Below are 21,575 nucleotides of genomic sequence, written 5' to 3' on the forward strand. Positions count from 1 at the left end.
GAAAAACGGCCCCGAAGGGCCGCCGCAGCTTCAGCTGTTGTTGCTGGTAAAGCGCTGGTGCGCACGAGGCCCCATCGAGCCCGGCAATCCGCCCTTGAACATGCTGTTGATGGCTTTCATCTGGCGGCGGGCGGCGGTTTCGCCATCGATGGCGCTCAGCGCCATCATCACGTCCTGTCGCAGGTACCAGAGTGCCTCGACGTCGGCCGCGAAGCGCACGCGTTGGCTGACGCGCTGCACCGAGTGGCCGCCATGGCCCTGGAGCACCGACAGCATCGCAGTGCGAATGCGCCCCAGCTGGCTCTCCGTCGCCTGGCGGGATCCGGAGCCGGGTACGTTCAGCAGGCGAAGGAGGCGGAGAAGCATGGACGGGATGCGTGTGGGAAGCCAGGACGGCCGCTACCTTAAGCCTCAGTCAGGAGTTCCACAAGATCTGAAACGATGTTTCTTGTTTGTAAACAACACCCTTGGCTTAGTGTTTTTCGCCGTCGTTGTGTTTTGTTTTCAAAAGTACTACAAGCGGCCAAAAGACCCTTGGTATGTCTGCTCCGTGCCCAACGGGGTATACCCAGTGGTCAACACGAAGAGAGCGCACGCCGTTTCTTTTTGTGCGCGATGGATATAGCCAGGAGAGCTGTTTGCGGAGGAAGGTAGAGAGCCTGAACGTTCACAACCTGCGATAGAAAAATCGAGAATCACAACAATATGGGTGTCAATTCCACAGTCGTATTCGCGGACTTGACGGGGAGTACGAGAGTCTTCGAGGCCATGGGGAATGCGCGGGCCACGGAAACCGTGACGCGGCTGACGCAATGGATCGGCGGCGTGTGCCAGGCGCATGGCGGCCGAGTGGTGAAGTCGCTCGGAGACGGCGTGTTCGCCATCTTCTCCAGTGGTGCAGCCGCCACGCACGCTGTCGTCGAGCTGCAGCGCTATCACCAGAAGCGGCTGCTCGCGTGGCCTGTGCCGTTGCGCATGGCGCTGCAGATCGGCGTGGCCAGCGGCGAGGTGGTCGAGGTCGAGGGCGACTGCTACGGCGACGCCGTCAACCTGGCCTCGCGCCTGAGCGACCTGGCCGGTCCCGGCCAGATCTGGGTGACTGACGCGGTCATCTCGCAATTGCGCGAAGGCACGGTGCAACACCGCGACCTGGGCCTCATCAACATCCGCGGCCGCAGCGAGATGTCCGTGGTGCACCGTATCGATTGGCAGGAGGAGGTGACGAGCTTCCTCACCGTGCCTGCGGCGCTCGCTCCGCTGCGGATGCCGGACTCCACGTTCGGCCAGATCGAACTGGCCTGGCTCGACGTTCGTTCGATGTTCCGTACCGAAGAACTCCCGATCCATCTCGGGCGCGTCAATGACGCCCAGTTCGTGGTCAACGATCCCCGCGTCTCGCGGCTGCATGCGCGCATCGAGTTGCGACAGGGCAGCTGTGTGCTGATCGACGTCAGCACCTATGGCACCTGGGTGCGCTTCCATGGCAACGGCGGACCGAGCACCGAGATCGCCCTGCGGCGCGAGGAATGCGTGCTGCACGGGCGCGGAGAGATCGGGCTGGGCGCGCCGCTCAGCGATGTCAGCGCGCCGACCATCGCCTTCAACACCAACAGCGGCGACGTGATGCTGTCGCGCCGGGAGATCGCGCGTTGACGCTGCGCGGCCGCTGCCTCAGGGCTTGATGAAGCATGGCATGCACACTGGCATGCCAATTTTGTTTTGGGAAGTGACCAAAAAGTCACGCAAGTACACATTTGTGCGGCGAAGGCGCTGGTTTTTGGATGCCCGCCAGCAGTTTTTCGCAGGGCATGCTGCTTGCCTTGTATCGCTCGACCGGCGCTGAAACGCCGTAGGAGCGAGGAACATGGTGGAACAGTTCGAGGCCGGCTGCGCGAGCCGGGTCGTGGCATGAACGCAATGAGCAGCATGGGTGCCATCGGTGGCCTCAACGGCATGGAAGGCGGAGCCAGCGTGAATTTCAGCGCGGAACATCCCGCGAAGGAGCGCACTGCGGCGAGCAGCAAGGGGATGACGCATGTGCGTCCCTTCACCCGCGTCGAGGCCGCCATTGCGGCGGTGGAATCGCTGGACCGCGAACTGAAGAAATTCGAACTCGCTGTGGCCGACAGCCTGCAGGACTACCTGGGCGTGCAGATGGCGCAGATCACCGACTGCGCGCTGGCACGCGGCTGGGAGCCGGTCAGCTTCATGCAGAAGGACGGATTCCGGGTTTATCGCTACGAGGCCATGCCCGCCTACAAGGGGCGCCGCAAGAAGCGTTGAGGCGCCGCCGCAGAGCCGGACGTCAGCCGCTGGCCGTCGTGTCGAAGACGGCCAGGGCGCCAAGCACGCCGCGCGTCTCGAGCACGGCCAGTTGGCGCGCCACTGCCGCGACGAAGCGCGGTTCACCGCCGAGCTCGCCGAAGACTGGCGCGAACCCCGCGAAGAAGGCAACGCGCTCCTGCACCGACGGTGCCGCGTCGGCTTGCACGAGCCGGTGGGCCAGTGCTTCGGCGAGAGGGTCTTGTATGTCGTGCGTGGCACCGGTCTCGTCCACGCCGCGCAGGTAGTGAATCCATGCGGCGATGGCGAGCGCGAGCCGGTCGATGGGCTGTCCGGCAGCGAGCCGGTCGCGCACGGTGCCGAGCAGGCGCTGCGGCAGCTTCTGCGAGCCGTCCATTGCGATCTGCTTCGTCTGGTGCTGTAGCGCGGGATTCGAGAAGCGCTGCAGCAGCCGCGCGCGATAGCTGTCCAGGTCGAGGCCCTGCATGGCCGGCAGCGTGGGGGCGATCTCTTCGCGCATCAACGCATCGATGAAGTTGCGCAAGGCCGGCTCCGCCATCGCGCGGTCCACCGTGCGAAAGCCCGCCATCGTACCCAGGTAGGCGAGCGCCGAATGGCTGCCGTTGACCATGCGCAGCTTCAGCCGCTCGAAGGGTTCCGCATGCTCGACGAAGCGCGCGCCTCCCGCGGCCCAGCCGGGGCGCCCGTTGGCGAAGCGGTCTTCCACCACCCATTCGAGAAAGGGCTCGCCGATCACCGGCCATGCATCTTCGGCGCCGAGGCGCGCGGAGATGCGTTCGCGATCGGCGTCGGTGGTGCGCGGCACGATGCGATCGACCATCGAATTGGGGAAGGTGCAGTGCGCCCCGATCCAGCCGTGCAATGCGCCGTCGACCTGCTGCGCAAAGGCCAGCACGATGCCGCGCAGCGTGTCGCCGTTCGCGGGCAGGTTGTCGCAGGACAGCAGCGTCACGGGCGGCAGCCCGCGCCGGCGGCGCAGGTTCAGCGCGTGCACGACGAAGCCGGGCATCGTGCGCGGCGCTTGCGGGTGCGCGAGGTCGTGCACGATGCCGGCGTCGTCCAGCCGCAGCGCGCCGGTGGCCGGGTCGTGGTGGTAGCCCTTCTCGGTGATCGTCAGGGTGACGATGCGCGTGTCCGGATGGGCGAGGCGTTCGAGCACGGCCAGCGGGTCTTCCGGCGCCACGAGCACGTCGAGCAGGTTGCCCACCACCTGCAGCGCCTCGCGCGGGCTGCCGTCGTCGGCCGCATCGCGCAGTGCCAGCGTGTAGAGGCCGCCTTGCGGCTGCAGCGCATCGCGCGTATCGGCCGCGCGCAGCGACACGCCCACCGCGCCCCAGCGCAGGTCGCCGCTGGCATGCAGCGCGGCCTCGTTGACGACCGCAAGGTGCGCGCGATGGAAGGCGCCCACGCCGAGGTGGACGATGCCGGCCTGCAGCGCATCGCGCACATAGCGCGGTTTTGCCACGTCGGCGGGCAGCGAGGGCAGGGTGCCGGGATGCAGACGTGCCATGGCGCTTTCCCCGTTCACCAGTTCCACAGCGTGCCGTCGTGCTGAAGCCGGTTCACCGGCAGGTAGGCGCGCTGGTACGGGTACTTGGCGGCGAGCTTCTCGTCGATGTCCACGCCATGGCCCGGTGCCTCGCCTGGATGCAGCATGCCGTTGGCGAAGCTGTAGGCATGAGGGAACACTGCATCGGTTTCATCGGTGTGGCGCATGTATTCCTGGATGCCGAAGTTGGGCACCCACATGTCGAAGTGCAGCGCCGCGCCCATGCAGGCCGGCGACAGGTCGGTCGCGCCATGGCAGCCGGTGCGCACCTGGTAGAGCGAAGCCAGGTCGGCGATGCGGCGCAGCTGGGTGATGCCGCCCGCGTGGACCACCGTGGTGCGGATGAAGTCGATCAGCTGGTTTTCGATCAGGTCCTTGCAGTCCCAGATGCTGTTGAAGATCTCACCCACGGCCAGCGGCGTGGTCGTGTGCTGGCGGATGAGCCTGAAGGCTTCCTGGTTCTCGGCCGGCGTGGCGTCTTCCATCCAGAACAGGTTGAAGGGTTCGAGCGACTTGCCCAGCCGCCCGGCCTCGATGGGCGTCAGGCGATGGTGCACGTCGTGCAGCAGGTGGATGTCGGGGCCCACGGCGCTACGCACTGCGTCGAAGAGCTTCGGCGTGTGCTCCAGGTACTTGGCGGTCGACCAGTCGTGCTCGCTGGGCAGGTCAGCGTCGGCCGGCTCGTAGAACATGGTGCCGCGGCCCACGCCGTACACCTTTTCCAGGCCCGGCACGCCGCTTTGCGCGCGGATGGCCAGGTAGCCTTCGTCCCTGTAGCGAAGCACCTCGTCCACCGTCTGTTCGATGTCGCGGCCGTTGGCGTGGCCGTACACCATCACGCCGGTGCGGCTCTTGCCGCCGAGCAGCTGGTACAGCGGCATGTTCGCGGCCTTGGCCTTGATGTCCCACAGCGCGGTGTCGACCGCGGCGATGGCGGTCATGGTGACCGGGCCGCGGCGCCAGTAGGCGCCCTTGTAGAGGTATTGCCAGATGTCCTCGATCTGCTGCGCGTCGCGCCCGATCAGGCAGGGAATGACGTGCTCGGTGAGGTAGGCCGCCACGGCCAGCTCGCGTCCGTTGAGCGTGGCATCGCCGATGCCGGTGAGGCCCTCGTCGGTTTCGATCTTGAGGGTGACGAAGTTGCGCCCGGGGCTGCAGACGATGACGCGCGCGTTGGTGATTTTCATGATGCGTGGCTTCAGGGGGTGAGTGGTTCAGCCGTTCCAGCCGAGGTGACCGAGGAAGTCGCGGGTGCGCTCCACCGTCGGGTTGTCGAAGATCTGCGTGGGCGGGCCCTGTTCGATGATGGCGCCGGCTTCGAACACCACCACCCAGTCGGCCACGCGCCGCGCGAAGCCCATCTCGTGCGTCACCACGATCATGGTCATGCCTTCCTGCGCGAGCTTCTGCATCACGCTCAGCACTTCGCCGACGGTCTCGGGGTCGAGCGCCGAGGTGGGCTCGTCGAACAGCATCACCTCGGGCTCCATCGCCAGCGCGCGGGCAATGGCCACGCGCTGCTGCTGGCCGCCCGAGAGGTTGGCCGGGAAGTTGCCGGCCTTGTTCGCCAGGCCCACCTTTTCCAGCAGCACCATCGCGCGGGCGCGGGCCTTGTCCTCGGGCATGCCCAGCACTGTGACCGGGCCCATCGCCACGTTGTCGAGCGCCGACTTGTGCGGGAACAGCTCGAAGCTCTGGAACACCATGCCCATGCGCTGGCGCACCTTGCGCACCTGCGACTCCTGCGAGGGCAGCGCCACGCCGTCGACCAGCACGCGCCCGCCGTCGATGGTCTCCAGCGCGTTGGTGCAGCGAAGCAGCGTGGACTTGCCCGAGCCCGAGGGACCGATCAGGCACATCACCTCGCCCTTGTGCACCTGCAGCGACACGCCGCGCAGCGCCACGAAGTCGCCGTACAGCTTGCGGACGTTCTCGTACACCAGCACGGGCGGCTGGTCGGCATTCTTGCGCGCCGGGGAAAGAGCGGTTGGGGTGGTTGCGTTCATTCCTTGACTCCGTATTTGCGGTGGATCCAGTCCACCAGCTTGGCTTGCGGGTAGCCCATGAGCCAGTAGATGACGGCCATGGCGGTGAGCATCTCCAGTACGCGGAAGGTCTGCGCACGAATCTGCATCGAGGTGTAGGCCAGCTCGCTGACGGCGATGACCGAGACCAGCGAGGTGTCCTTGAACAGCGAGATCCAGGTGCTCGCGATCACCGGCAGGATGCGGCGCGCGGCCTGCGGGATCACCACCTTGAACATCGCCTGGCGGCGCGACATGCCCATGGCGAGCGCGGCCTCCATCTGCCCCTTGCGGATCGAGTTGATGCCTGCGCGGAAGGTCTCGGCGTTGTAGGCCGCGACGTTCAGCACCAGCGCCACGAGCGCGGTGGTGATGGCCGAGAACTGCACGTCGAAGGCCATGGGCATCACGTAGAAGGCCCAGTAGATGACGAGGATCAGCGGCAGGTTGCGGAAGAACTCCACGAAGCCGAGCGAAACCGACTGCAGCAGCTTGTTGGGCGACAGGCGCATCAGCGCGAGCACGATCCCGCCAGGCACTGCCAGCAGCATCGTGAGCACGGTCAGGCCCACGGTGAGGGCGGCGCCTTCGAGCAGCGCGGCGCGGTGCGTCCAGATCACGGACCAATCGAATGTCATGGCTGTGTCTTTCCTACGAGCGGCCAAGGTGCGCGAAGCGGCGATAGAGCCGGTCCACGCCCCGCGTGACGGGAAACAGGATGCAGAAGTACGCCACCATCACCGCGGTGAACACCTCCACCGGCCGGTAGCTCTGGCCGGCCACGGTTTCGGCGCGGTGCATCAGCTCGGGCACCGCGATCACGGTGGCGATGGCCGTGTCCTTGATCGCGATGGTGAGGATCGAACCGAAGGCCGGCAGCATCCGCACGATGGCCTGCGGCAGCAGCACCTTGCGCAAAATCTGCGCGCGCGACATGCCCAGCGCCAGTGCGGCGCGCGTCTGGCCCGGCCGGATCGACTCGATGCCTGCGCGGATCACCTCCGCCGCGTAGGCCGCGATGTGCAGCGTGAGCGCGACCAGCGCCGCCCAGAAGGGCGGGAAGGTCACGTTCGCGATGATCGGGAACGCGAAGTAGATCCAGATCAGCACCACCAGCACCGGAATGGCGCGCATCGAGTCGATGTAGAAGACCAGCAGCGGCCGCAGCCAGCGCGGGCCGTACAGGCGCAACAGCGCAATCACGAGCCCGGCCAGCAGGCTCGTGGCCGCGCTGACGATGCTCAGCAGCACGGTCATGCCCAGGCCGCTGGCGAAGAAGCGCCAGTTGTCCGCGATCGGCGAGAAATCGAAGTTCATGGGAAGAATCCCCGTGAGGTGATGAAGGGAAGGGCGGGCGCGTTCTTCAGAACGTGACCATCACCTTCATGGCGCGCTGCCGGTCGGCGGCCAGCGCGAAGGCCTCGTGCACGCGCGACACCGGCAGTGCGTCGGTCAGCAGCGGCGACACGTCGAGCACGCCGCGGCTCAGATAGTCGACCGCCCATGCGTACTCGCCGATGAAGCGGAAGGTGCCCACGTAGGTGAGGCTCTTCACCATGACCTGGTTGAACGGGCAGCCCTCGCTGCTGCCGTTGAGTGTGCCCACCTGCACGACGGTGCCGCGCGGGCGCGTGAGGCGGATGCAGTTGGCCAGCCCTGCGTAGTTGCCCGACACCTCGAAGCTCACGTCGACCTGGCCCTTGCCCTCGGCCAGCGCGTCCAGTGCCGCCGGGTCCTTCGCGGCGTTGATGGTCTGCGTGGCGCCCACGCGGGTGCAGGCGGCCAGCGTCTGGTCCTGGATGTCCACTGCGATCAGCCGGCTCGCGCCCGCCAGCTTCGCGGCCATGAGGATCAGGGCCCCGATGGGGCCGGTGCCGATCACCATCACTGTCTTGCCCAGCAGCGAGCCGGCCTCCTGCACCGCATGCAGCGCCACCGCCAGCGGCTCGCCGAAGGCGGCCAGTTCGAACGACAGGCCGTCGGGTACGGGCACGCACTGGCTCGCTTCCACCACCACCTGCTCGCGCATCGCGCCCTGCATGTGGGGCCACTTGCTCGCGCTGCCGAAGAAGTGCACGTTCTCGCAGTGGTTGGAAGCACCCATGCGGCAGAAGCGGCAGTGGCCGCAGGTGCGCGAGGGGTTGAGCGCCACGCGGTCGCCGGCGCGCACCGAGGTCACTTGCGCGCCCACTTCCAGCACCTGGCCCGAGGCTTCATGGCCCGGCGTGAGCGGGGCGCGGATCAGGAAGTCGCCGACGCGGCCGTGCTGGTAGTAGTGCAGGTCGGAGCCGCAGATGCCCACGGCCTTGACGCCGACGCGCACCTGCGTGGGCGAGAGCGTTTCCGTGGGCACGTCTTCCACGCGCAGGTCGCGGGCACCGTGGATCTGGCAATTCAACATGGTGAAGATCTCGAAATGATGGGCAAGGGAGTCCCCGCGGGCCACTCTGATGGCGGCGGCCCGAAAGACTTCGATGGGAGGTGGAGGAAGCGCCCGAAGGCGCTCGACTTACTTGAGGTTCTGCGTCATGCGCCGCTCTTCCGCGGTCAGCGCGGGCTGCATGCGCTGCGCCACCGATCGCAGCCAGTCGAGGTACACCTGCTGTTCCTTGGCCACGCCCATGCCGGACTGGATCTCGAAGATCTTGCTGTCCTGGCAGTCGTTTTCCTTCGGGAACGCGGCCAGCCCCTTCACCTTCTTGCTGATGTTGGGCCACAGCATGCGGTTGAGCGGCGCCACGTCGGAGCGCCCGGCCATCACTTCCTCGATGGGCGCGACCGAGCCTGAATTGGCCACCCCGCGCAGCTTGGCCTTCGGGAACTGCTGGCGCACCAGCGGCTCTTCGCCGGCACCCGAGAAATAGGCGATGGTGACTTCGGGCCTGTTGAAGTCCTCGAGCGTCTTCGCGCCGGTGAACTTCGGGTTGTCGGCGCGTCCGAACATGCACACGCCGGTGCTGGAGAAGGTGACGAAGTCGATGATCTTCGCGCGCTCGGCCGTCTGGTTCAGCGGGCCGATCATGATGTCCATCTGGTTGGCCACCAGCGCCGGCACCTTGGTTTCGTGGCTCACCGCCACCGGCATCATCTTCACGCCGAGCAGCTTGGCGAATTCCTTGCCCAGCATCCACGACGGGCCGGCCCAGTCTTCGCCGTCGCCGCTGGTGTTCTGCACCAGCCAGGGCGGGTTGTTGACCACGCCGACGCGCAGCACGCCGGCCTTGCGGATGGCGTCGATGCGGGGGCTGGCACCCGGCGCGGGCGGGGTCTGCGCCAGGGCCGTCGAGCCCAGGGCCGCGAGTGCTGCAGCGAACACGGCACCGCGCGATGCGCGCGCCAGGAAGGTCTTGATCTTCGTCATGCTGTCTGTCTCCTGATGTTGCTGGGATTCATGCTCACTTGAGCGTGCCGACGATGCGGGCCTCGTCCGCGTCCAGGCGCGCCTTCTGCGCCTTGGCGACCTCGCGCAGCCAGTTCAGGTACGCCGGCTGGTTCTTGTCCACCGCGAGCCCGACGGGCGAGGCCTTCTCGGTGCTCGACTGGCAGTTGTTGTCCTTCGGCAGCACGGCCAGTCCCTTGACCTTCTGCTGCAGGCCGACCCATGGCACGCGGTTGATCGGCGCGGCGTCGGCGCGGCGCGCCATGATTTCCTCGATGGGGGCGGTGGCGCCCGAACTGGCGACGGCGCGCAGCTTCGCCTTCGGGAAGCGCTCCTTGACCCAGCCTTCCTCGGCGCCGCCGGTGAAATAGGCGATCGTCACGTCGGGCTGGTTGAGGTCGTCCACAGAGGCGGCCTTGGCCAGCTTCGCGTTGTCGGCGCGACCGAACATGCACACGCTGGTGGCGGAGTAGATGACGAAGTCGACCACCTTGAGCCGCTCGGGCGTTTCGCCCAGGGGGCTGATGGTCATGTCGACCTGGTTGGCCGCGAGCACCGGCACCTTGGTTTCGTGCGACACCGGCACGGTGCGCAGCTTCACGCCGAGCTGCCGCGCATATTCGGTGGCCAGCAGCCAGGCCGGGCCGCTCCACGGTTCGCCCTGGCCGGTGGTGTTTTCCATCAGCCAGGGGGCGTTCTGCAGCACGCCCACGCGCAGTTCGCCGGCCTTGCGGATGGCGTCGATGCGTGGACTGGCGCCGGGCGCCGGCTGGGCGGACGCGCCACCCGCGGTAGCGGCCAGCAATGTCAGGGCGAAGCAATGCGCGGCGATGCGGCATCGCCGAAGGACGGTGGATCTCATGGTCTTGTCTCCGTGGTTCGGGTGGCGCCGGCCGGCAGGCCGGACGCCGGGTGCCTGCTCAGCGCCAGGCTTGCGCGAATTCGCTGATCACGCGCTCGATGTGCGCGCGCATGGCCTTGCGGGCCGCGTCTGCATCGCGCTCCAGCAGGGCGGTGAACACGCGCTGGTGATCGTCCTGTGACGCGCGGCGCAACGCCGGGGTATGAAAGTGGGCCTCCAGCTGCGACCAGATCGGGGCCTTGGTGTGGTCCCACACCGCGGTCACCATCTGCAGCAGCACGCTGTTGCCGGTCGACTCGGCAATGCGCAGGTGGAACAGGCGGTCGGCCGCCTCGTTGGCCTCCTTGTCGTGCATGTTCTCGCGCATCTCGGCCAGCGCGCTGTAGATGCGGTCGAGGTCGCTGTCCTTGCGGCTCTCGGCGGCCACCGCCGCGATCTCGGCCTCGATCAGGCAGCGCGCGCGCAGCAGCTCGAAGGGGCCCGGACCGGGCGACAGGGTGTAGGCCGAGGCCGGCGCCACTGCACCGGGTGCCGGCGCACAGACATAGATGCCCGAGCCGCCGCGCACTTCGACGTTGCCCTGGATCTCCAGCACGATGATGGCCTCGCGCACCAGCGTGCGGCTCACGCCGAAGCGGTCGGCCAGTGCGCGCTCGGATGGCAGGCGGTCGCCCACCTTGAATTCGCCTTCGGTGATGAGGGCGGCGATGCTGGCCGCGAGCTTCTGGTAGGAGCGGTCGGAATCCGGCTCGGTCGCAGGCAGGCGGGGGAGTTCGTGAATGGTCGCCATGTGGTGAGCCAGTCTAAAAGTGGTTCACCAATTTACCGATAGTGGTTTACCACTAGCCGGCTGCCGGCCGCGCTCAGCCCTGCGCCAGGAGGCCGCCGAGCCTGTCGATGTCGATCGGCTTCTGCAGGTGGTGGTCGAACAGCCCTTCGGCCGCCTCGCCGCCCGTGTCCTCCGCCGAAAAACCCGAGATCGCGATCAACAGCTTCGGCGTGCCTTGGGTGGTGCTGGCGCGCAGCCGCCGCGCCACCTCGGTGCCCGGGAAATCGGGCAGCGTGAGGTCGATGAGCGCGGCATCGAAGCTCTCGGCGGCGGCCGTGTCCAGCGCCTGCTGCGCCGTGTAGGTGCAGCGCGCGGTGTGGCCGAACAGGCCCAGCAGTTCCTGTAGCAGGTCGGCCGCTGCCTTGTTGTCGTCGACGATCAGCACGTTCACGAGGGGTTTCTTTCCTTCAGGTTGAAGAGGGAAGTATGGCCGGCGGCTCGAGCGGCAGGTCGACCACGAAGCGCGAGCCTTCGCCCGGCGCGCTTTCCACTCCGATCTGTCCGCCATGCAGGCTCACGATCTTGTGCGTGATGTACAGGCCCAGGCCCAGCCCGGCCGCGTGCTTGCGGCTGTCCTTGGTGCGCTCGAACTGCTTGAAGATGCGCTCCTGGTCTTCGGGCGCAATGCCGATGCCCTGGTCGCGCACGGCCACCCGGGCGGTGCCTCCCATCTGCTGCACCACCATCTCGACCGGCTTGCCGCCGCCGTAGCGCAGGGCATTGGTCAGCAGGTTGGTCAGCACCTGTTCGATGCGGAACTCGTCCCACACGCCGTGCAGTTCGGCGGGCGCAATCAGCGTGATGGCCGAGCCCGCGGCTTCGGCCTGCTGGCGCAGGTTCTCCACCACTGCGCGCGCCAGCGCGGCCAGGTCGACCGGCTCGGTCTTGATCGACAGCGCGTCGCGCCGCATGCGCGTGACGTCGAGCATGTCGTCGATCAGCCGCACCATGTTGCGGATCTGCCGCTGGTCGCGCTCGATCATCGCGGGCAGCCGCTCGGGCGCAAAGTTGGCGAGATTGCCCTTGGACAGGTGCAGCTGCCGCAGCTGCGCCTCGAGGTACAGCGTGTTGAGCGGCGTGCGCAGCTCGTGCGACACCATCGACATGAAGTCGTCGCGCATGCGCACAGCGCGCTCCAGTTCGTGCTGCGTCTGCTGAAGCTGCTGCACCAGCTCTTCCTGCTTGCGGTGCGCGGCAGCGAGCGATTCCATCTCGTGCCGCAGCGCCTTGCGGTGCCGGTACAGGTCGACGAACACGTGCACCTTGCTGACCACCGCATGCGGGTCCAGCGGCTTGTGCAGGAAGTCGACCGCGCCGCTCTCGTAGCCCTGGAAGGCGTAGTTCAGCTCGCGCCCGGCCGCGCTCACGAAGATGATGGGAATGTGCCGCGTGCGCTCGGTGCCGCGCATCAGCTCGGCCAGCTCGAAGCCGTTCATGCCCGGCATCTGCACATCGACGATGGCGAGCGCGAATTCATGCTCCAGCAGCAGCGCGAGAGCGGCGTCGGCCGAGGCGGCGCGGTACACGATGCGCCCCGGCGCGCGGATCAGCGCCTCCAGCGCCAGCAGGTTTTCCGGCAGGTCATCGACGATGAGCAGCTTGCTCTGGACGTCAATGTTCATGGGCGGCCTCCAGTTGAAGCAGCAAGTTGCGCAGTTCGCGCAGGGGAAGCACGTAGTCGGGAGCGTGGCGCGCTATGGCGGCTTGGGGCATGGTGGGAATCTGTGCTTCTTTCGGTTCCTGGACGGCGGTAAGTCCACCGGCCAGATGGATGCGGCGCAGGCCCTCGGCGCCGTCTTCGTTCGCGCCGGTCAGCAGAAAGCCGGCGAGGGCAGGGCCGTAGGCGTCGGCGGCGGAGGCCATCAGCACGTCGATGGACGGCCGCGAGAACAGCACCGGCGGCTCGCAGCTCAGCGAGAAGGTGCGCTCGCGCTCGATCGACAGGTGATAGCCGGGCGGCGCGAAGTAAAGGCTGCCGGCCGCCAGCGGCATCTTGTCGGCGGCCTCGTGCACCGGAATAGGCAGGCGCTGCGCGAAGATCTCGGCGAGGTGGCTCTCGTGCCCCTCGGGCAGGTGAAGGACCACCGCCATCGGAATATGCCAACCAGCGGGCAGGCCGTGCAGCAGCGCGGAGAGCGCATCGATGCCGCCGGCCGAGGCGCCGAGCACCACGGCGTCCACGCGCTTGCGAACGGGTGAGCGAAGGTGGCGGTTCATGTGGCCTTGCGGTAGATGCGCTCGGCACGCGCATGCGTGTCGAAACGGTTGGAGTAGCCCGAGAAGTCGATGCTTTCCTTCGAGCCCAGCCCGAGAAAGCCGCGATGCGACAGCGACTCGTGGAACAGGCCCAGCGCCCTGTCCTGCAGCTCCCGGTTGAAGTAGATCAGCACGTTGCGGCACGACACCAGCTGGGTTTCGGCGAACACGCTGTCGGTGGCCAGGCTGTGGTCGGCAAAGATCACGTCGGCGCACAGCGAAGGGTCGAAGCGCGCGGCGTCGTAGGCGGCGGTGTAGTAGTCGGAGAACGCGCTGCGTCCGCCCGCGCGCTGATAGTTTGCGGTGTAGCCGCGGATCGCCTCCAGCGGAAAGATGCCCAGCCGCGCCTTCTCCAGCGAAGCGGGGTTGATGTCGGTGGCGTAGATCTGCGTGCGCGAGAGCAGGCCTTCCTCGCGCAGCAGGATGGCCAGCGAGAACACTTCCTCGCCCGTGCTGCAACCCGCCACCCAGACCTTGACGGAAGGGTAGGTGTGCAGGATCGGCACCACATGCTCGCGCAAGGCCAGGAAGTAGGCCGGGTCGCGGAACATCTCGCTCACCGGGATCGTCAGGAACTGCAGCAGCCGGCCGAACAGCAATGGCTCGCGCAGCACCCGTTCCTGCAGCGCCGAGATGCTCGGCAGCCCGAGTTGCTCGAGCGCATGCAGCACGCGGCGCTTCTGCGAGGCCACGGTGTAGTTGCGGAAGTCGTAGCTGTACTTCAGGTAAATGGCTTCCATCAGCAGGCGCAGCTCGATCTCCGTGTCGCTCAGCGGGTGCAGCGGCGGCGTCTGCGCAGCCTGCGATGTGCCGGGGCGTGTGGTCACAGGCGCTCCATCTTCGGCATCCACACGCGCAGCAGCGAGAACAGGCGTTCCAGGTCCACCGGCTTGGCGAGGTAGTCGTTGGCGCCGGCAGCCAGGCATTGCTCGCGGTCGTCCTTGGTGGCCTTGGCGGTGATGGCGATCACCGGCATCTTCTCGAAGCGCGGGTCGCCGCGCAGGCGGCGCGTGGCTTCGAGGCCGTCCATCTCCGGCATCATCACGTCCATCAGCACGAGGTCGATCTCGCTGACCTGGTCGAGCCGCTCCAGCGCCTCGCGGCCGTTGCGGCCGATCTCCACGATGGCGCCGCGTTGCTCCAGCGCGCTGGTCAGCGCGAAGATGTTGCGCACGTCGTCATCCACCAGCAGGATGGTGCGGCCCTCGAAGATGCGGTCGCGCCCGCGCGCCGTCTTCAGCATGCCCCGGCGCTCGCTGGACAGCTCTGCCTCCACCTTGTGCAGGAACAGCGTCACCTCGTCGAGCAGGCGCTCCGGCGAGCGGGCGCCCTTGATGATGATCGAGCGCGAATAGCGCTGCAGCTCGGCTTCTTCGTCGCGCGTAAGGTTGCGCCCGGTGTAGACGATGACCGGCGGGAACGACACGATCTCTTCAGCTGCCATGGCCTTGAGCAGCTCGCTGCCCTGCATGTCGGGCAGCTTCAGGTCGGTGATCATGCAGTCGAACACGCGGGTGCGCAGCAGCTCCAGCGCTTCCTCGCCGGAGCCGACGGCAACGATCTCGATGTCCTCGTCGCCGATGAGCCGGATGACGCTCTCGCGCTGCAGCTCGTCGTCTTCCACCAGCAGCACGACCTTGACCTTCTGCGTGAGCTTTTCCTCCAGCCGGCCGAACACCTTCCTCAGCTCGTCGCGCGTGGCCGGCTTCAGCGCATAGCCGATGGCGCCCATCTGCAGCGCCGCGCTCTGCGCGTTCTCGGCGGCGGACACCACGTGGATCGGAATGTGGCGCGTGTGCGGCGAGTCTTTCAGCCGCTGCAGCAGGCCGAGCCCGGTGCTGTCGGGCAGGCGCATGTCGAGCAGGATCGCGTCGGGCAGGAACTGCGTGGCCAGCTCGAAGCCGTCGGCCGCGCCATGCGCCACCAGGCAGCGGTAGCCCAGCTCGTGCGCCAGGTCGTAGAGGATGTGCGCGAACTGCGGCTCGTCCTCGATCACGAGCACGCGGCGCACCTGGTCGCGCGGGAGGCTGCGGTCGTCGGCGAACTGCGGTGCGGGCACCGGGGGAGGGGGCTTTGGCGCCGGCGGCGCAGCGGAAGGCACGGACGGTGCAGGTGCAGGCCGGGGCGTGTAGACCGACGACGACTGTTGCGGCAGCCCCGGCGAAGCCTGCGGCGCCTTCGCCGGCAGTTGCAGCGTGAAGGTGCTGCCCCGGCCCGGCTCGCTCTGCACCGTGAGCGTGCCGCCCAGCAGCTGCGTGAGGTCGCGCGAGATCGACAGGCCCAGCCCGGTGCCGCCGTAGCGCCGGCTGGTGGTGCCGTCGGCCTGGCGGAAGGCCTCGAAGATCAGCTCGTGCTGCTGCGCATCGATGCCGATGCCCGAGTCGGAGACCGCGAAGGCGGCGCCACCGTCCGATGTCGGCGAAACGACCAGCGCCACTTCGCCGCTGTCGGTGAACTTGAGCGCGTTCGACAGCAGGTTCTTGAGGATCTGCTCGACCCGGTGCCGGTCGGTGACCAGCGAGGCCGGCGCGTCGGGCCGCACCTCGAGCCGGAAGCCCAGGTTCTTCTGCATCGCCAGCGGGCCGAAGGTGCTCTCCAGGCTGCGGGCCAGCTTGGCGAGTGCGACGTCTTCGGGCACCACTTCGAGCTTGCCGGCCTCGACCTTCGCGATGTCGAGGATGTCGTTGATCAGCACCAGCAGGTCGTTGCCCGACGAGTAGATCGACTCCGCGAACTTCACCTGCTCCAGCGTGAGGTTGCCCTGCGGGTTGTCGCCCAGCAGCTTGGCGAGGATGAGCGCGCTGTTGAGCGGCGTGCGCAGCTCGTGCGACATGTTGGCGAGGAACTCCGACTTGTAGCGGCTGGCGCGCTGCAGCTCGTCGGCGCGGTCCTCCAGGTCGCGCTGCACGCGGCGCAGCGCGGTGTTGCGCTGGTCCAGCGCCTCGGTGCGTTCGGAGAGCTGGCTGTTGGTCTGCTCCAGTTCGGCCTGCTGGTTCTCCAGCATGGCCTGCGAGGCATGCAGGGCGCGCGACTGTTCTTCGAGCTCTTCGTTGGCGGTGCGCAGTTCTTCCTGCTGCACCTGAAGTTCCTCGTTGAGCTGCTGGGTCTGGGCAAGAACGTCCTGCAGCTGCTCGCGGTAGCGCGCCGCCGCCAGCGAGCTGCCGATGTCGTCGGCCACCGTGTCGATCAGCTGGCTGCCGCGCTCGTCCAGCGTGCCGGGCAGGCCGAGCTCGACCACGCCGTTGACCATGCCGGCGCTGGCAACGGGCACCAGCAGCACGGCCTTGGGCGACATCTCGCCCAGGCCCGAATTGACCTTCAGGTAGTCGGCATCGACCGGGTCGAGCAGCATGCGGCGCCGCTCGGCCGCGGCCTGGCCCACCAGGCTCTCGGTGGGGGAAAAGACCTGCGGCATCGCCTCGGCCGAGCTCGAAAAGCCATAGCTCGCCGCCCGACGCAGCGGACCGTGGCGCTCGCGCACATACATCGCGCCGACCGACGTGCCCAGGTAGCGCGAGAAGAACGCGAGGATCTTGCGGCCCATGTCCGGTGCGCTGAGTTCGCCTACCAGCTCTCCCACGAGCTCGGTCTGTGCGCTGCGCAGCCAGGCCTCCTGGGCGAGCCTGTCCGCGTGCTCGGCCTGCTCCTTCAGCACCACGTCGTAGCTGTCGGACAGCAGCACCAGCTGGCGCCGCCCGAAGTAGGCCGCCAGCCCGGTGATGACCAGCGTGAACAAGAGGAACAGGCCGACCACCCACCATGCGGTGCGGTTGGCGTCGTTGTTGCGCTGGAAGCGCAGGGCCTGCTCGGTTTCCATGAACGCCGTGAACTCGGCGCGCATGGCGTCGGCCAGCCGCTTGTCCTGGCCCAGGCGCACCTCGAGCTGAGGGGCCGGGCCGGCACGGCGCGCGGCGATCAGCTGGGCGGCCAGCTCGTTCCAGTTGCTCTGGATGGCGGCGATGCGGTCGACGCGTTCCACCTGCTGGCGGTTGTCCGACACCAGCTTGCGCAGCGTGGCCGTGTCGCCGTTGATGCGGGGCAGGGCGCTCTGGTAGGGCTCCAGGAAGGCGTCGTCGCCTGTGAGAAGGAAGCCGCGCATGCCGGTCTCCATGTCGACGCTCTGGTGCTGCAGCTCGCTGGCGACACGGGTGACGCGGTCGGTGTGCTCGACCCAGCCGATGGTCGACAGCAGGAAGAGGATCAGCCCGACGAACACCACCGCACCGAACACGCCGCCGATCAGCGGGAGCTTGAGGTTGCGGCTCAGCAGACGCTCGAAGTCGTCGGGGTCGATCGCGGTGGGAGTTTTCATCAGGCGCATTTGTAAGCAAAACCTATCGAGTCTTGCCGATAAATCGGGGGAGCCCTGTCGGAGAAGGACCCGTCGCAATTTTGACGTGCGCGAGGAAGCCTCATCGTCGGCACCCCTGTGGCTATACTGTGAATTCATACAGCATTGCCAGATGGGCGCCACACCCTCCAACCCGCAGAATGACGCGGCCACCGTTGCCGCACATGTCGTTTCCGTCAAGGCCCTGTGCGCCTTCGGTGCGAAGGCGGGCGACCTCGACCTGCGGTTCGTGCCCGCGCCCAGCGCGCTCGAAGGCATGGCAGGCCACGCGCTGGTGCAGCACCGGCGCGATCCCGAGCACTACGCCTGCGAAGTCGGGCTCGAAGCCACTTGCGGTGCGGTCCGGGTGCGCGGCCGGGCCGACGGTTATGAAGCGCGCAAGGCCCGCGTCGAAGAGATAAAAACCTTCCGCGGCGACTTCGACGCCATCCGTGGCAACCACCGCGCGCTGCACTGGGCGCAGGCCCGCACCTACGGCTGGATGCTGTGCGAGCTGGACGGCCACGACGAAATGACGGTGGCGCTGGTGTACCTCGACCTCGCCACCGGCGACGAGACGGTGCTCGAAGAGCATCACACCCGCGAAGCGCTGCGGGAGCACTTCGAACTGCTGTGCGGGCGCTACAGCGCCTGGGCCGTGAGTGAAGCCGGCCACCGCGCCGCGCTCGACGAAACATTGGCCCGGCTCGAATTTCCGCACCGCAACTTCCGCACGGGCCAGCGCGAACTGGCCGGGGCCGTCTACCGCGCGGCCATGGGCGGGCGCTGCCTCATGACGCAGGCACCCACGGGCATCGGCAAGACGCTGGCCACCATCTTCCCGCTGCTCAAGGCCCGCGCCGCGCGCAGGATCGACAAGGTGTTCTTCCTCACCGCCAAGACCTCCGGCCGCCCGGTGGCGCTCGACGCGCTGCGCGTGCTCGACAGGGGGCAGGGCCAGGGCCGGCTGCGCGTGCTCGAACTCGCCGCCCGCGAGAAGGTCTGCGAATACCCCGACCGCGCCTGCCACGGCGATGCCTGCCCGCTCGCCAGGGGCTTCTACGACCGCCTGCCAGCCGCACGCGAGCAGGCCGCGCAGGTGGCGTGGCTCGACCGCGAAGCCTTGCGCCACATCGCGCTCGTGCACGAGGTGTGTCCCTATTTCCTCGCGCAGGAAATGGCGCACTGGGCCGACGCCATCGTCGGTGACTACAACTATTACTTCGACAGCAGCGCCTTCCTCTACGCCACCATGCGCGACGCCGACTGGCGCGTGGCCGTGCTGGTGGACGAGGCCCACAACCTGCTGGAGCGCTCGCGCGGCATGTACACCGCGCAGCTCGAAGGCGCGGCGCTCGAAGAGGCGCACCGAGTCGCGCCGGCCGCGCTGCGCGATCCGCTGGCCCGGCTGTTCCGCGAATGGGACACGGTGCAGCAGGCCCAGGTGGCCGACTACGAAACCGGCGACGAGATTCCCGAGCGCTTCCTGCGCACCCTGCAGGCTGCCAACACCGCCATGGCCGAGTACTTCGCCGCCACGCCCGATGCTTCGCAGGGGCCGCTGCAGCGCTTCTTCTTCGACGCGCTGCACTTCGCCCGGCTGGCCGAGGCCTTCGGCGACCACTCGGTGTTCGAGCGCACGCTGGGTGCGGCGCAGCAGGATCGCGGCCTCGCCATTCGCAACCTCGTGCCGGCGCCATTCCTGGAGGCGCGCTTCGGCGATGCGGTGTCGGTCACCTGCTTCTCGGGCACGCTGTCGCCCTTCGAGTTCTACCGCGATGCGCTCGGCCTGCCCGAAGGCACCGCGCTGCTCGACGTGGCTTCGCCCTTCAACAGCCAGCAGCTGCGCGTCGAGGTGGCGATGCATGTGTCGACGCGCTTCCGCGACCGTGCGGGGTCGCTGCGCAACGTGGCGGACATCATCGGCGCGCAGTTCGAGCGGCTGCCCGGCAACTACCTGGCCTTCTTCAGCAGCTTCGACTACCTCGAGAAAGCCTGCGCCGCCTTCTCGCTGCGGCATCCTGGCGTGCCGGTGTGGGCGCAGACGCGCGGCATGCGCGAGGCCGACCGCCACGGCTTCATCGCGCGCTTCGAGGAGGGCGGGCAAGGCATCGGCTTTGCGGTGCTTGGCGGCGCGTTCGGCGAGGGCATCGACCTGCCGGGAAGCCGCCTGATCGGCGCCTTCGTGGCCAGCCTGGGCCTGCCGCAGTACAACGAACTCAACGAGATCACGCGCGAGCGCATGCAGACGCGCTTCGGCAAGGGCTACGAGTACACCTACCTGTACCCGGGCCTGCAGAAGGTGGTGCAGGCGGCCGGCCGCGTGATCCGCACCGAACAGGACCGTGGCGTGCTGCACCTGCTCGACGACCGCTTCGCGCGTGCAGAAATCCGGGAGCTGCTGCCGCGCTGGTGGCATGTGCAACTGGGCGGAGGCGATGAAGAAGATGCGCGCAGCTAGACGCCTCGAACACGCCGGCCAGCCTGACCTCTTCGGCGAGGCGCCCGTGGCCGCCATCGAGGGGCTGCGCTATGAAAGCGGGTTCCTGTCGCCCGAAGAAGAGGCGGCGTTGCTGCACATCGTCCAGGGCCTGCCGCTCAGGGAGATGCGCTACAAGGAATACACGGCGCGGCGGCGCGGCACCAGCTTCGGCGGCAGCTACGACTTCGACACCAACCGCCTCAAGCCCGGCCCGCCGCTGCCCGAGGCATTGCACCCGCTGCGGGCCAAGGCGGCCGCATGGGCCGGCCTCGCGCCCGAAGACCTCACCCACATGCTCATCGCCGAATACCGGCCTGGCACGCCGCTCGGCTGGCACCGCGACGTACCGGACTTCGAGGACATCGTCGGCATCTCGCTGCTCGGCGATGCAGTCATGCAGTTCAGGCCGTATGCGCCCGGCGCGGCGGCCTCGCGACCGAGCACGCTGGAGTTTCTTGTCGAGCCGCGCTCGATCTACATGCTGCGCGGTCCGGCACGGTGGGCGTGGCAGCACGCCATCGCGCCGACCGAGGCATTGCGCTATTCGATCACGCTGCGCACGCGAAGAAGATCGCCTGGGCCGTGATCGCGGCCGTCATCGCGTGCCGCCGCCGCGGCGCGCCTGCAGCTGGTTGCCTGCGCCGACGTGACTCTCGCGGTCGTGCCGGCTTTCCGGCGTGCGGCGCGGCTCGTTCCTTGGCGTGGTGGGCTGATTGCCCGCCTTGTTGTGCTGCGTGGGCACGGTGTCGTGCTCGTCGGTGGTGATGGCGTCGGGGTTGTGTTTCGGGTGCTGCCTGTGGCTCGTCATGGGGCTTCCTGGGTAGGGGTGGACAAGACATCCATTTGTCCTGCGGCCGATGGAGGATGCCTGTGGGAACGGACCGACCCCGTGCGTCGTCCAAGCCGCGCGGCAGCCGGTCGACGCACGCCATGGGGTGGAAGACAGATTTCGCTGACGCGCAGCGCGTGCGTCTTCTTACCCCTTGCGCGCGCCGTGCGCCCAGCATGGGGGGCTTCTCAACCCGCAGGAGCAATGCCATGCCAAGAGGCGACAAGTCGTCCTACACGGACAAGCAGAAGCGAAAGGCCGAACACATCGAAGAGGGCTACGAGCACCGCGGTGTGGGCAAGGGCGAGGCCGAGCGCCGCGCCTGGGCCACGGTGAACGCCGAGACAGGCGGCGGCAAGAAGTCGGGTTCCGGCCGCGGCAAGGCGGAGAACCACGGCCCCTCGCGCAAGGGCGGGCGCCTGGGCGGCGCTGCCGCCGCCCATCGCACCGCGGCCGAACGCTCGGCCTCGGCGAAGAAGGCCGCCGCCACGCGCAAGCGCAACGCCGAAAAGCGCGGCTGAGCGGGGTGAAGAGGAACCCGGCCTGAACGTGCGAGTTCCGCGGCCTCCTGAAACCAGCCATCGGGCATGTCCGAAAATCGGATTTCTCCTCGGGAAGCCGCGAAAACCGGACATTCCTGACCTGTTTCTGGCGCCAGCCGGACGACTTGCGATTTCCCGCCACCCGGCGGTGGACGCGGGTTGCCGGCTTGTTCGGCGACGCTGCGCCGA

The 21,575-nt window shown here is 67.8% G+C and carries 21 protein-coding genes; 5 read left to right on the top strand and 16 right to left on the bottom strand.

Features of this window, described 5'->3' with window-relative positions:
- Positions 1–30: 30 nt before the first annotated feature.
- On the bottom strand, positions 31–366 hold the full coding sequence (locus tag ACCD11_RS00835; protein WP_007832215.1) for a hypothetical protein: 336 nt from the start codon (positions 364–366) through the stop codon (positions 31–33).
- Between the two features lie 339 nt (positions 367–705).
- Between ACCD11_RS00835 and ACCD11_RS00840 the strand changes: the two genes are divergently transcribed.
- Together ACCD11_RS00840 and ACCD11_RS00845 are read left to right on the top strand one after the other, a co-directional pair.
- Positions 706–1,653: an adenylate/guanylate cyclase domain-containing protein gene (locus ACCD11_RS00840; protein WP_007832214.1), complete on the top strand. Its 948-nt coding sequence runs from the start codon at positions 706–708 to the stop codon at positions 1,651–1,653.
- Between the two features lie 255 nt (positions 1,654–1,908).
- Complete coding sequence (locus tag ACCD11_RS00845) at positions 1,909–2,283, top strand: hypothetical protein (protein WP_413311746.1); 375 nt, start codon at positions 1,909–1,911, stop codon at positions 2,281–2,283.
- A 22-nt stretch (positions 2,284–2,305) separates the two neighbouring features.
- Here ACCD11_RS00845 and ACCD11_RS00850 read toward each other — a convergent pair whose 3' ends face one another.
- From ACCD11_RS00850 to ACCD11_RS00915, 14 genes are all read right to left on the bottom strand, one after another.
- The gene (locus tag ACCD11_RS00850) at positions 2,306–3,814 is read right to left on the bottom strand and encodes a mannitol dehydrogenase family protein (protein ID WP_413311747.1); all 1,509 of its coding nucleotides are present in this window, start codon (positions 3,812–3,814) and stop codon (positions 2,306–2,308) included.
- Positions 3,815–3,828: 14 nt separating this feature from the next.
- Positions 3,829–5,040 carry a D-mannonate dehydratase ManD gene (gene manD / locus ACCD11_RS00855; protein WP_413311749.1) on the bottom strand — a complete coding sequence of 404 codons (1,212 nt, stop codon included), beginning with the start codon at positions 5,038–5,040 and terminating at the stop codon, positions 3,829–3,831.
- A 27-nt stretch (positions 5,041–5,067) separates the two neighbouring features.
- Complete coding sequence (locus ACCD11_RS00860) at positions 5,068–5,859, bottom strand: amino acid ABC transporter ATP-binding protein (RefSeq protein WP_082572215.1); 792 nt, start codon at positions 5,857–5,859, stop codon at positions 5,068–5,070.
- Positions 5,856–6,515 carry an amino acid ABC transporter permease gene (locus ACCD11_RS00865; RefSeq protein WP_413311751.1) on the bottom strand — a complete coding sequence of 220 codons (660 nt, stop codon included), beginning with the start codon at positions 6,513–6,515 and terminating at the stop codon, positions 5,856–5,858. The genes ACCD11_RS00860 and ACCD11_RS00865 overlap by 4 nt, the downstream gene beginning before the upstream one ends.
- Before the next feature lie 13 nt (positions 6,516–6,528).
- Positions 6,529–7,194, bottom strand: a complete 666-nt coding sequence (locus ACCD11_RS00870; RefSeq protein ID WP_007832206.1) for an amino acid ABC transporter permease — start codon at positions 7,192–7,194, stop codon at positions 6,529–6,531.
- Positions 7,195–7,240: 46 nt separating this feature from the next.
- Positions 7,241–8,278 (bottom strand): L-idonate 5-dehydrogenase, encoded by a 1,038-nt coding sequence (locus ACCD11_RS00875; protein ID WP_413311752.1) that lies wholly within the window; start codon positions 8,276–8,278, stop codon positions 7,241–7,243.
- A gap of 108 nt (positions 8,279–8,386) precedes the next feature.
- Positions 8,387–9,238, bottom strand: coding sequence for a transporter substrate-binding domain-containing protein (locus tag ACCD11_RS00880; protein ID WP_413311754.1), 852 nt, complete (start codon positions 9,236–9,238; stop codon positions 8,387–8,389).
- 34 nt (positions 9,239–9,272) lie between these two features.
- A complete protein-coding gene (locus ACCD11_RS00885) occupies positions 9,273–10,118 on the bottom strand; it encodes a substrate-binding periplasmic protein (protein WP_413311756.1) in 846 nt (281 codons plus the stop codon).
- 58 nt (positions 10,119–10,176) lie between these two features.
- Complete coding sequence (locus ACCD11_RS00890) at positions 10,177–10,908, bottom strand: FadR/GntR family transcriptional regulator (protein ID WP_007832199.1); 732 nt, start codon at positions 10,906–10,908, stop codon at positions 10,177–10,179.
- Between the two features lie 73 nt (positions 10,909–10,981).
- On the bottom strand, positions 10,982–11,338 hold the full coding sequence (locus tag ACCD11_RS00895; protein WP_413311758.1) for a response regulator: 357 nt from the start codon (positions 11,336–11,338) through the stop codon (positions 10,982–10,984).
- Positions 11,339–11,354: 16 nt separating this feature from the next.
- Complete coding sequence (locus ACCD11_RS00900; protein ID WP_007832193.1) at positions 11,355–12,569, bottom strand: hybrid sensor histidine kinase/response regulator; 1,215 nt, start codon at positions 12,567–12,569, stop codon at positions 11,355–11,357.
- Positions 12,559–13,164, bottom strand: a complete 606-nt coding sequence (locus tag ACCD11_RS00905) for a chemotaxis protein CheB (RefSeq protein ID WP_413311761.1) — start codon at positions 13,162–13,164, stop codon at positions 12,559–12,561. The genes ACCD11_RS00900 and ACCD11_RS00905 overlap by 11 nt, the downstream gene beginning before the upstream one ends.
- Positions 13,161–14,030, bottom strand: coding sequence for a CheR family methyltransferase (locus ACCD11_RS00910; RefSeq protein WP_413311763.1), 870 nt, complete (start codon positions 14,028–14,030; stop codon positions 13,161–13,163). The genes ACCD11_RS00905 and ACCD11_RS00910 overlap by 4 nt, the downstream gene beginning before the upstream one ends.
- Positions 14,027–17,515: a response regulator gene (locus ACCD11_RS00915; RefSeq protein WP_413311764.1), complete on the bottom strand. Its 3,489-nt coding sequence runs from the start codon at positions 17,513–17,515 to the stop codon at positions 14,027–14,029. Before ACCD11_RS00915 ends, ACCD11_RS00910 begins: the two co-directional genes overlap by 4 nt.
- Before the next feature lie 151 nt (positions 17,516–17,666).
- Here ACCD11_RS00915 and ACCD11_RS00920 point away from each other — a divergent pair, with 151 nt between their 5' ends.
- Both ACCD11_RS00920 and ACCD11_RS00925 read left to right on the top strand, forming a co-directional pair.
- Complete coding sequence (locus tag ACCD11_RS00920) at positions 17,667–19,994, top strand: ATP-dependent DNA helicase (protein WP_413311766.1); 2,328 nt, start codon at positions 17,667–17,669, stop codon at positions 19,992–19,994.
- Positions 19,981–20,601 carry an alpha-ketoglutarate-dependent dioxygenase AlkB gene (locus ACCD11_RS00925; RefSeq protein WP_413311768.1) on the top strand — a complete coding sequence of 207 codons (621 nt, stop codon included), beginning with the start codon at positions 19,981–19,983 and terminating at the stop codon, positions 20,599–20,601. Before ACCD11_RS00920 ends, ACCD11_RS00925 begins: the two co-directional genes overlap by 14 nt.
- Before the next feature lie 9 nt (positions 20,602–20,610).
- Here ACCD11_RS00925 and ACCD11_RS00930 read toward each other — a convergent pair whose 3' ends face one another.
- Positions 20,611–20,823, bottom strand: coding sequence for a hypothetical protein (locus tag ACCD11_RS00930; RefSeq protein WP_413311770.1), 213 nt, complete (start codon positions 20,821–20,823; stop codon positions 20,611–20,613).
- Positions 20,824–21,053: 230 nt separating this feature from the next.
- Here ACCD11_RS00930 and ACCD11_RS00935 point away from each other — a divergent pair, with 230 nt between their 5' ends.
- On the top strand, positions 21,054–21,365 hold the full coding sequence (locus ACCD11_RS00935) for a plasmid stabilization protein (protein WP_413311772.1): 312 nt from the start codon (positions 21,054–21,056) through the stop codon (positions 21,363–21,365).
- Positions 21,366–21,575: the final 210 nt, after the last annotated feature.

This window comes from Variovorax sp. Varisp36, from assembly GCF_047304235.1.
In the GTDB taxonomy this organism is placed as follows: Bacteria; Pseudomonadota; Gammaproteobacteria; order Burkholderiales; family Burkholderiaceae_C; genus Variovorax.

What these genes read in the sequence shown, in the direction of transcription:
- ACCD11_RS00835 (WP_007832215.1), bottom strand. Translation starts at nt 366, where the DNA reads ATGCTTCTCCGCCTCCTTCGCCTGCTGAACGTACCCGGCTCCGGATCC.
- ACCD11_RS00840 (WP_007832214.1), top strand. Translation starts at nt 706, where the DNA reads ATGGGTGTCAATTCCACAGTCGTATTCGCGGACTTGACGGGGAGTACG.
- ACCD11_RS00845 (WP_413311746.1), top strand. Translation starts at nt 1,909, where the DNA reads ATGAACGCAATGAGCAGCATGGGTGCCATCGGTGGCCTCAACGGCATG.
- ACCD11_RS00850 (WP_413311747.1), bottom strand. Translation starts at nt 3,814, where the DNA reads ATGGCACGTCTGCATCCCGGCACCCTGCCCTCGCTGCCCGCCGACGTG.
- manD (WP_413311749.1), bottom strand. Translation starts at nt 5,040, where the DNA reads ATGAAAATCACCAACGCGCGCGTCATCGTCTGCAGCCCCGGGCGCAAC.
- ACCD11_RS00860 (WP_082572215.1), bottom strand. Translation starts at nt 5,859, where the DNA reads ATGAACGCAACCACCCCAACCGCTCTTTCCCCGGCGCGCAAGAATGCC.
- ACCD11_RS00865 (WP_413311751.1), bottom strand. Translation starts at nt 6,515, where the DNA reads ATGACATTCGATTGGTCCGTGATCTGGACGCACCGCGCCGCGCTGCTC.
- ACCD11_RS00870 (WP_007832206.1), bottom strand. Translation starts at nt 7,194, where the DNA reads ATGAACTTCGATTTCTCGCCGATCGCGGACAACTGGCGCTTCTTCGCC.
- ACCD11_RS00875 (WP_413311752.1), bottom strand. Translation starts at nt 8,278, where the DNA reads ATGTTGAATTGCCAGATCCACGGTGCCCGCGACCTGCGCGTGGAAGAC.
- ACCD11_RS00880 (WP_413311754.1), bottom strand. Translation starts at nt 9,238, where the DNA reads ATGACGAAGATCAAGACCTTCCTGGCGCGCGCATCGCGCGGTGCCGTG.
- ACCD11_RS00885 (WP_413311756.1), bottom strand. Translation starts at nt 10,118, where the DNA reads ATGAGATCCACCGTCCTTCGGCGATGCCGCATCGCCGCGCATTGCTTC.
- ACCD11_RS00890 (WP_007832199.1), bottom strand. Translation starts at nt 10,908, where the DNA reads ATGGCGACCATTCACGAACTCCCCCGCCTGCCTGCGACCGAGCCGGAT.
- ACCD11_RS00900 (WP_007832193.1), bottom strand. Translation starts at nt 12,569, where the DNA reads ATGAACATTGACGTCCAGAGCAAGCTGCTCATCGTCGATGACCTGCCG.
- ACCD11_RS00905 (WP_413311761.1), bottom strand. Translation starts at nt 13,164, where the DNA reads ATGAACCGCCACCTTCGCTCACCCGTTCGCAAGCGCGTGGACGCCGTG.
- ACCD11_RS00915 (WP_413311764.1), bottom strand. Translation starts at nt 17,515, where the DNA reads ATGAAAACTCCCACCGCGATCGACCCCGACGACTTCGAGCGTCTGCTG.
- ACCD11_RS00920 (WP_413311766.1), top strand. Translation starts at nt 17,667, where the DNA reads ATGGGCGCCACACCCTCCAACCCGCAGAATGACGCGGCCACCGTTGCC.
- ACCD11_RS00925 (WP_413311768.1), top strand. Translation starts at nt 19,981, where the DNA reads ATGCGCGCAGCTAGACGCCTCGAACACGCCGGCCAGCCTGACCTCTTC.
- ACCD11_RS00930 (WP_413311770.1), bottom strand. Translation starts at nt 20,823, where the DNA reads ATGACGAGCCACAGGCAGCACCCGAAACACAACCCCGACGCCATCACC.
- ACCD11_RS00935 (WP_413311772.1), top strand. Translation starts at nt 21,054, where the DNA reads ATGCCAAGAGGCGACAAGTCGTCCTACACGGACAAGCAGAAGCGAAAG.